The organism is Kribbella sp. (assembly GCF_035687465.1).
Taxonomy (GTDB): domain Bacteria; phylum Actinomycetota; class Actinomycetes; order Propionibacteriales; family Kribbellaceae; genus Kribbella.
In genome coordinates this window covers 1-9,566 of record NZ_DASRXP010000253.1, presented here as the reverse complement: position 1 = coordinate 9,566, position 9,566 = coordinate 1, and the positions used below count along the sequence as shown (strand labels likewise).

Below are 9,566 nucleotides of genomic sequence, written 5' to 3'. Positions count from 1 at the left end.
CGTGGCGGACCTGTTCCGCGACCCCGAGACCTCGGGGCCGGTCAAGGCGATCTGGCTCCTCGCCCTCCTGATCCTTCCGCTGCTCACTGCGCTGGTCTACGTCATCGCCCGCGGCAGCGGCATGGCACGGCGGACGGTCAGCAGCCAGGTTGCCGCCCAGAAGCGGCAGGAGGCCTACATCAAGGAGGTCGCGGGCACGGCCAGTCCTACTGACCAGATCGCCCAGGCCAGCGCGATGCTCGACAAGGGCACCATCTCGCAGTCGGAGTTCGACACCCTCAAGACGAAGGCACTGGCCGTCTGACCTGTCACCCGGAGCGGAGAGGAGGTCGGCGATGAGCGAGACCGATGAGGTACGCCGACTGCGCGAGCGGGTGGCCCAGCTCGAACACGAACGGGCCGCCGGTGAACCACCGGCGGCATCGGGTCCACCTGACCCCAGGGGCCGCGGGATGATCGGGCGGAGTATCGCGTCTGCCGTCCTGATCACCCTGTCGTGCCTGCTCGCCTTCCTGTCGGTGACGGCCGTCTGGGCGAGCAGGCAGGTCTCCGATACGGACCGATACCTCGAGACCGTCGCCCCGCTGGGGCGCGACCCAGCCGTTCAAAAGACCATCTCCGACGCCGTGACCAGCGAGATCTTCGCCGCCATCGACCTCCGGGCGATCACCACCGAGACCCTGGACGCGATCGCCCAGCAGGGCTTGCCACCGCGGGTGGCGGCCAACCTCGAGGCGCTGAGCGGGCCGCTCGTGAACGGCATCCAGGGCTTCATCCGAACCCAGGTCGACAACCTCGTCGCCAGCCCACAGTTCGCCACCCTCTGGACGGAGGCGAACCGGACGGCGCACGCGTCACTGGTCAAGCTGCTCGAAGGCAACCAGGGCGGCGCGCTCAGCGCACAGAACGACACCGTCACACTCAACCTGGCGCCGATCATCGCTCAGGTGAAAGAGCGGCTCGTGGCCGCCGGCTTCGGACTGGCCGACAGGATCCCGGTCGTGGACAAGTCGATCGTGCTGATGCAGTCCGAGGCGGTCACCAAGGCCCAAGGCCTCTACCGGCTCCTCAACACGCTCGGCGTCTGGTTGCCGCTGATCGCCCTCCTCCTGCTTGCCGCAGGCGTGTTCGTCGCCCGCAATCGCCGCCGGGCTCTCCTGATGGGCGCGCTGGGATTCGCGGGAGCGATGTTGGTGCTCGGAGTCGCCCTGACCCTGGCCCGCGTGTTCTACCTGAACGCTCTACCGGCGGAGGTGATCTCGCGCGACGCGGGCGGAAGCATCTTCGACACCATCGTGCAGTACCTCCGCTACAGCCTGCGAGCCGTCGGAGCGCTCGCGCTCATCGTCGCTCTTGCCGCCTTCTTCTCCGGCCCGTCCACGGGCGCTGTACGAACGCGCGCGGCGCTGAAGAACGGCATCGGATCCGTGCGCGGCAAATCCGAATCCGCCGGGCTGAACACGGGATCGTTCGGAGCGTGGACCTACCTCCACAAGCGCTTGCTGCTGATCGCGAGCGTCGTCGGCGGAGCCCTGGTGCTGACGCTGTGGTCGCGGCCCACTGTCTCTGTCGTCGTGGTCACTGCCGCAGTCGTCCTGCTCCTGGTCGCCGTGATCGAGTTCCTCGGCCGACCACCGGCGGCAGGCCCGGTTCGGGTCGGCGGCGCCGGTCCCAGCGCACCAGCCTGACCCCGACCGACGGCTACAACCCGCTCTCGCACGCCAGGCGACCGCTCTTGATGGCGTCGCGGAAGACCTGGTAGTCGCGTTCGTTCTGGTCCGCGTACGCCTCGGCGTACTCGGCCATCGCCTCCGGGAACGCGTCGTCGCTGTTGAGATAGGTCGCGAGGGCGATCCGGTCGCCGGAGCGGGCATGCGCCCTGGCCAGCGTCCAGCCGCAGACCTGGCCGTACATCGTCATGCCGCGCAGGTCCATCGTCTCCACCGGCAACGAGAACTTCATGTCCCGCAACTGCCGGACGTAGAAGTCGCGTACCTGTCCGTCGATGCCTTCGACCCGCTGCCACCCGAGGAAGATGTCACTGGCCGCCTGCATCAGGCGTTGACCGACCACCACCCGCTCCCCCTCGTTCCGGGGTGCGGACCGCTGCTTCAGCGCCGACGGCACGTTGCCCTTGAGCACCGAAGGCCCAGCCTCCTTGACCTGCAGGAAGAGCGGATCGCCGTCGTCCCTGCCGCGCAGGAGCACGATCCAGCACCGCGTGCCGACGCTGCCCACCCCGACCACCTTGCGGGCGATGTCGATGAACTCGAACTGGTCGAACAGCGCCCGCAGTTCGTGAGGCAGACTCCGCCGGTAGAGGTTCAGCAGCAGCTTCATCTGAGTCTCGAGCTCTTCGCGGCCGGCGTCGGGCAGGAGATCGGCGGCGGGCACGATCAACGGCGGATCAGCCTTGATCCGCACCCCGTCGTCCGTGATCTCGGTCAGCTTGCCGAAGGCCTTCAGACTGCCGCTACCGCGTGCCTTGACCTTGGCCTGGTCCCAGTTCTTGCGCCGCCTCGCGTTCAGCTTGCCGCTCAGCGTCTCCTGGAGCTCGTCGATGTCGGCTCGGGCGTACCAGACGTCCAGCGTGCGCATCGCGGCGAAGTCGGCGGTGGCATCGCGATAGCGTCGGACGGTCTCGAGGACGCATTTGCGACGCTCCTTCCGCGAGAAGCCGTTGTCGCGGCCGGCGACCGCGATGCTCACGGCGAGCCGCTTGACGTCCCACTCCCACGGACCGACGGTCGTCTCGTCGAAGTCGTTGAGGTCGAAGAGCAGGCGCCGTTCGGGAGAGCCGAAAACCCCGAAGTTCGAGAGGTGGGCGTCACCGCACAGCTGCGCCGCCAGGCCGGACACCGGCGCCGCGGCCAGGTCGGTCGCCATCCCGAGAGCGTTACCCCGGAAGAAGGTGAAGGGCGACGCCATCATCCGGCCATGCCGTACCGGCACCAGTTCGGGGACCCGGGTCAGGGCCTGTTGCTCCAGCAACGAGACGGGATCCGGTCGGTTCGTCGGCATCACCAGATGTGCCTGCTCGCGCGGCGGCAGTGCTGCCCGCGCCGCGAGTCCTCTGCGGGCTCGTTCGGTCGGTGCGAGATGACGGACCGGCGGCGTCGACCGGCCGTTGGCATCGGCTCGTCTCGGGGCGGGTACTGCCGTGGCCGCCTTCACCAGCGTGCTCCGTGCACTCATGCTGCCCTCCGCTCGTGGCCGACTCGCGTGAGCAGACCCACATCAGTCAAGGCTCCAGCCAACATCACCGTCGCAAACCGAGCATCACCCCCGATGGATGAACCAACCCCGCACTGTCCGGGCTTCACTGAACCTGTGACAGCCAACCCGATCGCCTACCAGCAGCTCCCCGCGCGGACCCGCCGTCGACTCGCCGTGACGTCGCTGCTGCGTTCCCTGCTGGTGTCGGGCGTCATCGTCGCCGGCTACTTCCTCCTGCCCATGAGCCGCCTCGACCGCTCGTTGACCGTCGCCCTGGGTGGCGGGCTCGCAGTCGTGACGCTCGTGCTGGTCTGGCAGATCCGCGAGATCACCCGGTCGCCGTACCCGCGGGTCAGGGCGATCGGCGCGCTGACGACGTCGGTGCCGCTGTTCCTCGCCGTCTTCGCCACGACGTACTACCTGATGGGACTTGCCCGCCCGGAGAATTTCTCCGAGCCGTTGACCCGGCTCGATTCGGCGTACTTCACCGTGACCATCTTTGCGACGGTCGGCTTCGGCGACGTCGTCGCCGTGTCACCCGCGGCCCGCGCGGTCGCCATCGTGCAGATGCTCGGCGATCTCGTCATCGTCGGCCTGGTTGCTCGCACGTTCCTCGATGCCGTCCAGCACAGTCTCAGTCGCCGGGAGGGATGAGTACTGCGTCGCCTTCGGCGGCCGGCTGGCGGGTCGGGATGCCGCCGGTGAGGAACAACGCGACGAGCGCGAGCAGGGCCAGCACCGACAGCGCCGACCGCAGGCCGTCCAGCCGGGCCTCCGAGTTTTCGCCGACGATCGCGGCCGCCGTGCCCTGGTCGACACCGGCGTCGGCCAGCGAGTGACTCAGCGCGTCGTCGGGAATGAACGGAACACCACCGGCGAGCTGAACCTGAGCCTGCGACGAGAGCTGGTTCGGGACGGCCGGGTCGTCCTTGATGCCGGTGAGGAACGAACTCGTGAGCGCGGAGATCAGCACGGCCCCGGCCAGAGCGGTCCCGATCGACGCTCCCAGGAAGCTGACAGAGTTCTGGAGTCCGCCCACCTCCGCGCTCTGCTCGTCCGGGACCGCTGCCACGGTGACGCTTCCAAGCTGCGACGCCAGGGCCCCGATACCGAGCCCGGTCAACAGCAGCGGCAAGGAGACCACCTCTGCTCCGACACCGACCTCGAGCGCTGCGGTCAACGCCAGACTGCCTAGGCACAGGAGGACGAAGCCGGCCCGCACCACCCGACGCGGAGACACCTGGGGAAAGAACTTCGGCACGCCCAGGGCCGCGACGAGCAGGGCCAGCGAGAGGGGAAGGAGACGTACTCCCGTCTGGATCGCCGACAGCCCCAGTGCGATCGACAGAAACAGGGGCACGGTGAAGAACAGACCTGCCTGCAGCAGGTACTGGAAGAAGAAGGACACCAACCCAGCCCTGAGACGGGTGTTGCCCAACATCGCCGGGTCGATCAGCACCGCGGCGCTGCGCTCCTGACGCCGGCGCTCCCACACGATGAAGCCGAACAACACGGCGCCGCCTGCAAGGATCAGCCAGATCACGGGCGAGAGTCCGATCCAGGCTGGTGCGCCCGGCTTCGGGTTGACGAAGCCCCAGGCGCCGGCCCGGAGGACCCCGAAGACGACGAGTCCGAGGCCGGCGGCGGACGAGACGGTGCCGACGAGATCCAGGCCGGCGGCGGGATCCGCCGGCGCGTCTGCCATCCGCCTGGCCAGGAGGAGAATGGCGAGGACGATGACGACCTCACCGGCGAACACCCAGCGCCAGGACGCGTACGTCGTCAGTAGTCCGCCGATCAGAGGCCCGAGGGCCACTGCGATGGCCGCTGCTGCCGCGACGAGGCCATAGGCGCGCGGGCGCTCGGCTTTGCCGAAGTTCGTAGCCACCAGGGCGACGATCGCGGGCATGATCAGCGCAGCGCCGATCCCCTCCAGCAGTGACCATCCGATCAGCAGCACCGCGAGGTTCGGAGCCAGCGACGTTGTCAGCGACCCAGCGCCGTAGATGATGCACCCGATCGCGAAAGCGCGCTTGCGGCCCAGGAGCTGGCCGACCTTGCCGCCCGTGATCATCAGCGACGCCATCACGAGGGTGTAGAGGGTGATCGCGGTCTGGATCCCCGTGACCGTCGTGTCCAGGTCGTTGGCCACGGTCGCGATCGACACGTTCATGACAGAACTGTCGAGCGCCATCAGGAACTGACCCGCCGCCAGGGTGAGCAGTACCGTCCGTGAGGCGGACCCGCCGCGTACCTCGGAAACGACCGCGTTCCCGTCCATGGCGGGCCCCTTCGTTGTCAGCCTGCGAGGATTCTGGCCTTCTGCGCCTCGAACTCGGCGTCGGTGAGCACACCCGACTGCCTCAACTCACCCAACGTCTTGAGCTGCTCCAGGCGGTCGGTGGCGGGCGGTGCGGCGGGTGCCGGTGGCGCGGTCTGCTCCATGTACGCCTGGTCGCGTGCTGCTGCCGTCGCCGCGTCACGCTGGACGAACTTGGCGTTCTGACGCCGTTGTATCCGGCCACTGACCGCCGTCGCGGTGCCCGCGACGGCCGCGGTTCTGACAAGTCCTCGCAACAGTCCTGGCATGTCCGTCTCCTCAGCTCGTCGCTTCCAGGGTTTCCATGGCTTCGAGTACGTCCATCACGTCCTGCGCCGGGATGCGCCCGCCGGCGATCAGCTGACCGCCCGACTCCAGCGCGGCGGCGATGAAGGGGATGGCCCAGGTGTTCTCGTAGACGATCAGCGCAGCGAGCGTGCCGGGCTGCATCGCGCTTGCCACCTCACGGAGGTCGTCCTCGGCCAAGATGCCCGACCGGGCACCAGCAAGGTGTGCGAAGTCTCCGGCGCGGCCTGCCGATTCCTCGAGATCGACGGCATAGACGGTGCCCTCGGCATCCTTGCCGACGATCAGCACGTCATAGACATGGATGATTCCCCGCTCGACGAGACTCATCAGCTCCTCGGCGCCCCGGCCGGTGAGCCGATCGCCGGTGAACTCGATGAGTACGAAGTCGATGGGTCCGTGAACGTCTGCATCCGGCATGACTCTCCATCCCTCCACCAGGATCCTCGCGGCCCTGCGTCCTGTTTGTGCGCCACCCTGCCGTGGCGGATCGACGGCGTCATCACCCGCCCGGGATGAGCTCAGGCGGACAGGCTCGCACCAGCCCATGCTTCGCTCTCGTGTACCTGGCGGATGCTCAGGATCACCAGTCCCGCTGCCTGGAGCATGGCCGCCAGGTCGGCGACGCCCTCACCGTCGTTGACCCGTACCTGGAACACGCCACACGTCTCGTTGAGTGTCGGCGGCTGGGCGCAGAAGGCGAGGACGGCCGGCCGCAGCTCCCCCAGCACCACGACCTGGTACGACGACTGGTGGCACTCACTGGTGCTCATCGTCTCCCCCACCCGGCTCGACGTCGATCCATTCGGTCGATGGCGAGGACGGATCCAGGATCCGGCGAACCTCGACGACTTCGATGCCCAGGGCCCGAAGTCTTGCCAGCAGGCCGTAGAGCGCCGACTGGTCCGGGATGCCGTACAGGACGGTGTTCACCTGATCGACGGCCAGGGTCACCGCGCCCATGTCCCGAAGGTCCTGTTCCGGTACGGCGCCCGCCACGCGAATCTCGTACGTCGCCTCGACCATCGGACCCACTCCGTTCCAGCGTGTGCGTTCGACGGTGGCAAAACAGCTGTGCCGCGGCTTCATCCCTGTGGGGTGAACTGCCCGCCGGGGACAAACTTTTCGGCGTGAAGCCAGAATGGCCATTTCGGTAGGCCGGGTTCTCGAAATGTTCGGCAGTCGGACGGAAAACGCTGGTTTTACAGGCGATTCCGTGGTCTCGTCTAATGGTGGACTCGCCGCCGCTCCCTCCCCGCGCTTGGTGCTGCCACAGATCGCTGCCGGAGGGAACATGCCAGGCGATGAGTATCTGGGGACGGAAACCGGACGTGGTTCGAAGCGCAAGCCAGTCGACGATCAGCTGAGATCCACGGACCGGATCTCGGCGATCCCGCCGGGAACAGTACTGCGGGAACGTCTTGTCGATCTTGTCAGTCAGGGGATTCAGCGGCCACTCACCCTGGTCAGCGCACCTGCGGGCTTCGGCAAGACGATGTTGCTGGAGTCATGGGAACTGCTCTACGACGGGCCGGCCACGGTCAATCGCATCACGCTCGATGTAACCACCGAACAGCCTGCGGCCCTACTGGATTGGCATTCACCGCGGACACCCGAGGGAGCGCCCGATCAGGACGTGCTGGTGCTCGTGGTGGACTGCGGCGACCTGATGGTGACTTCAGAGTTCGGGCAGAACCTTCATCGCCTCATCCGCGGGAACGCGGGGCGCGTACGGGTGGTGTTGCTGACCCGGTCCGACCCACCTCTGCCCCTGCACCTCTACCGCCTGGCGGGCACCGTGACCGAGATCCGGGCGGCTGATCTGGCCTTCACGACCGAAGAGGCCACAGCGCTGATGCAGCTTCAGAAGCTGGAGCTGGCCCCGGCGGAGGTGGCCGAGCTCCGGGCCCGGACCGACGGCTGGCCCGCCGGTCTGATGTTCGCGGCGATGAACCTCGCCGGGAAGACCGACTCGGCGCAGGTGATCCGGGACTTCCGCGGAGACGCTGGCAACGTTGCCGCCTACCTGATGACCGAGGTGTTCGACGCGCAGCCCCCGGAGCTGCGCGAGTTCCTGCTCCGGACCTGCATCGTCGACGAAGTCCGTCCGGGGCTGGCCGAAGCACTGACTGGGCACGCTGGTGACCTTCGGTCCTTGCAGTTCATCTCCCACGGGAACTCGTTCATCCGGCCTGTTCAGGGAACTGCGGACTATTACACCTACCAGCCGCTGTTCCGCGAGTTCCTTCGCACCCAACTGTTGTTCGAGCGGCCCTCCCTCGCCCCTGCGCTGCACAGTGCTGCCGCCGATTGGTTCGCCCGGAACAACCAGCCGCTGGAGGCGATCCTGCACGCGATCACAGCTGGTGACTGGGGACGCGCGGCCAGGTACCTGGTGGGGAATCTCTACCTGGCCGGCCTGCTCGTGGGGCGTCAGCGCCGTCAGCTCACTTCGTTGTTCGCCGACCTGCCGGATGATCTCGGCGGCGCGGAGGCAGCCGTCGTCAGAGCCGCGCAGGCGCTTGCCGAGTTCGATGTCGGCCGCTGTACGAGGGAGCTCGCGAAGGCCAGGGACTTCCTGGACGATCCGACCTCCGCCCATCGGCAGGCCGTCGAGCTGGCGATCATCGTCCTGGAGGCGGTCTCGGCCAGTCTCGGGGCGGACCTCGAGGCCGGGCTGGCCGCCATGCTCACGGCGGAGGCAGAACTGAGTGTGGCATCGCAGGAGCCGGCGATCGCGCATCCCGAAGTGACGCTGCTCGTCGCGGGTTGCAAGGGCCGCGTGCTGCTACAGCGTGGAGACTTCCCGGCGGCCCTGGCAGCCTTCACCGACGGCGTCACCGTCGCCGAGGCAGCCGGTGCGCACGAGGCCCTGGCCGACTTCCTCGGGATGGCCGCATTGGTGGAAGCGCTGTGGGGACATCTGCGGCGCGCTGACGAGGTCGCAGCTCATGCGACCACGCTGGCGGACTCCGGGGCGCAGCCCCATCAGCCGCGGTCTGCGATCGTGGCCGAAGCCTGGGTGCACGCTGACCAGGGAGACCTGACAGCGGCCGAAGATCTGGTCCAGCGCGCCGCAGCTGCCACTCCCACCCACGACGCACGGGTTCTTGCCGCCGTACTGGCGCTGGTCCGGGCAAGACTGCTGCGTGCGGGGGGAGAAATCGGGCTGGCCGGTGCGGAGCTGCGGGCCGCGAGAGAAAGCTACGGCGCGCAGTACGGCGGCTGGCTCAGTCAGGCCCTCATCGTTGACGAGGCCAAGACACTCGTGGCACAGAACCTGCCCCATGAGGCCATCAGGGTGATCAAGCAATCGCAGGGCCGCGACCAGGTCGAGTCCCAGCTGGTTCTGCGACGAGCGGCTACCGAGGCCGGCGAACGCGGTCCCGGTCTGCCAGCCGTGGCCGCCGATCGCGGTGCCCCACTCGACACCCGGGTGGACGGCTGGCTCGTCCAGGCCGCCGAATCCATCAGGACCGGGGACTCCGGCCGCAGCGGGCTCTATCTGGAGCGCGCACTGCGACTGGCTGCCCCCGAGCAGCTGCGCCGTCCCTTCTCGGAGGCGCCGCCGGCGGTCCGAAGGTTGCTTCATCCGACCGGTGAACTGATCCGGCACCACCAGTGGCTCCGCCCACCCGGCCAGCTGCGTGGTCGCGCCCCGGCCTCGAGCCGGCCGGGGCCGGCGTTGGTCATCTCCACCTCGTTGACGGGCAAGGAGCACGAG

10 protein-coding genes are annotated in these 9,566 nt (G+C 68.0%); 4 read left to right on the top strand and 6 right to left on the bottom strand.

Going from position 1 to position 9,566, the window contains the following annotated elements; all coding sequences use genetic code 11:
- The coding region (locus tag VFG33_RS12780; protein ID WP_325025869.1) for an SHOCT domain-containing protein at positions 1-304 on the top strand (304 nt) is incomplete at its 5' end.
- 31 nt (positions 305-335) lie between these two features.
- On the top strand, positions 336-1,688 hold the full coding sequence (locus tag VFG33_RS12775) for a hypothetical protein (protein WP_325025867.1): 1,353 nt from the start codon (positions 336-338) through the stop codon (positions 1,686-1,688).
- A gap of 13 nt (positions 1,689-1,701) precedes the next feature.
- Here the strand turns inward: VFG33_RS12775 and VFG33_RS12770 are convergent, their stop codons facing one another.
- Positions 1,702-3,195, bottom strand: a complete 1,494-nt coding sequence (locus VFG33_RS12770) for a DUF2252 domain-containing protein (RefSeq protein WP_325025865.1) — start codon at positions 3,193-3,195, stop codon at positions 1,702-1,704.
- Between the two features lie 135 nt (positions 3,196-3,330).
- Here VFG33_RS12770 and VFG33_RS12765 point away from each other — a divergent pair, with 135 nt between their 5' ends.
- Entirely contained in the window at positions 3,331-3,870 is a 540-nt protein-coding gene (locus tag VFG33_RS12765; RefSeq protein ID WP_325025862.1) for a potassium channel family protein, read from the top strand.
- Here VFG33_RS12765 and VFG33_RS12760 read toward each other — a convergent pair.
- The 5 genes from VFG33_RS12760 to VFG33_RS12740 form a co-directional block, all read right to left on the bottom strand.
- Positions 3,851-5,497, bottom strand: a complete 1,647-nt coding sequence (locus VFG33_RS12760; protein ID WP_325025861.1) for an MFS transporter — start codon at positions 5,495-5,497, stop codon at positions 3,851-3,853. The genes VFG33_RS12765 and VFG33_RS12760 overlap by 20 nt on opposite strands.
- A 17-nt stretch (positions 5,498-5,514) precedes the next feature.
- Positions 5,515-5,805: an SHOCT domain-containing protein gene (locus VFG33_RS12755; protein WP_325025859.1), complete on the bottom strand. Its 291-nt coding sequence runs from the start codon at positions 5,803-5,805 to the stop codon at positions 5,515-5,517.
- A 10-nt stretch (positions 5,806-5,815) separates the two neighbouring features.
- On the bottom strand, positions 5,816-6,262 hold the full coding sequence (locus VFG33_RS12750; RefSeq protein ID WP_325025857.1) for a DUF6325 family protein: 447 nt from the start codon (positions 6,260-6,262) through the stop codon (positions 5,816-5,818).
- Positions 6,263-6,363: 101 nt separating this feature from the next.
- The gene (locus tag VFG33_RS12745; protein ID WP_325025855.1) at positions 6,364-6,615 is read right to left on the bottom strand and encodes a hypothetical protein; all 252 of its coding nucleotides are present in this window, start codon (positions 6,613-6,615) and stop codon (positions 6,364-6,366) included.
- Positions 6,602-6,868 carry a DUF8691 family protein gene (locus VFG33_RS12740; RefSeq protein ID WP_325025853.1) on the bottom strand — a complete coding sequence of 89 codons (267 nt, stop codon included), beginning with the start codon at positions 6,866-6,868 and terminating at the stop codon, positions 6,602-6,604. The genes VFG33_RS12745 and VFG33_RS12740 overlap by 14 nt, the downstream gene beginning before the upstream one ends.
- A 268-nt stretch (positions 6,869-7,136) precedes the next feature.
- On the opposite strand from VFG33_RS12740, the gene VFG33_RS12735 reads away from it, so the two are divergent.
- Positions 7,137-9,566, top strand: a 2,430-nt coding sequence (locus tag VFG33_RS12735; RefSeq protein ID WP_325025851.1) for a winged helix-turn-helix domain-containing protein, incomplete at its 3' end; no start/stop codon positions are given.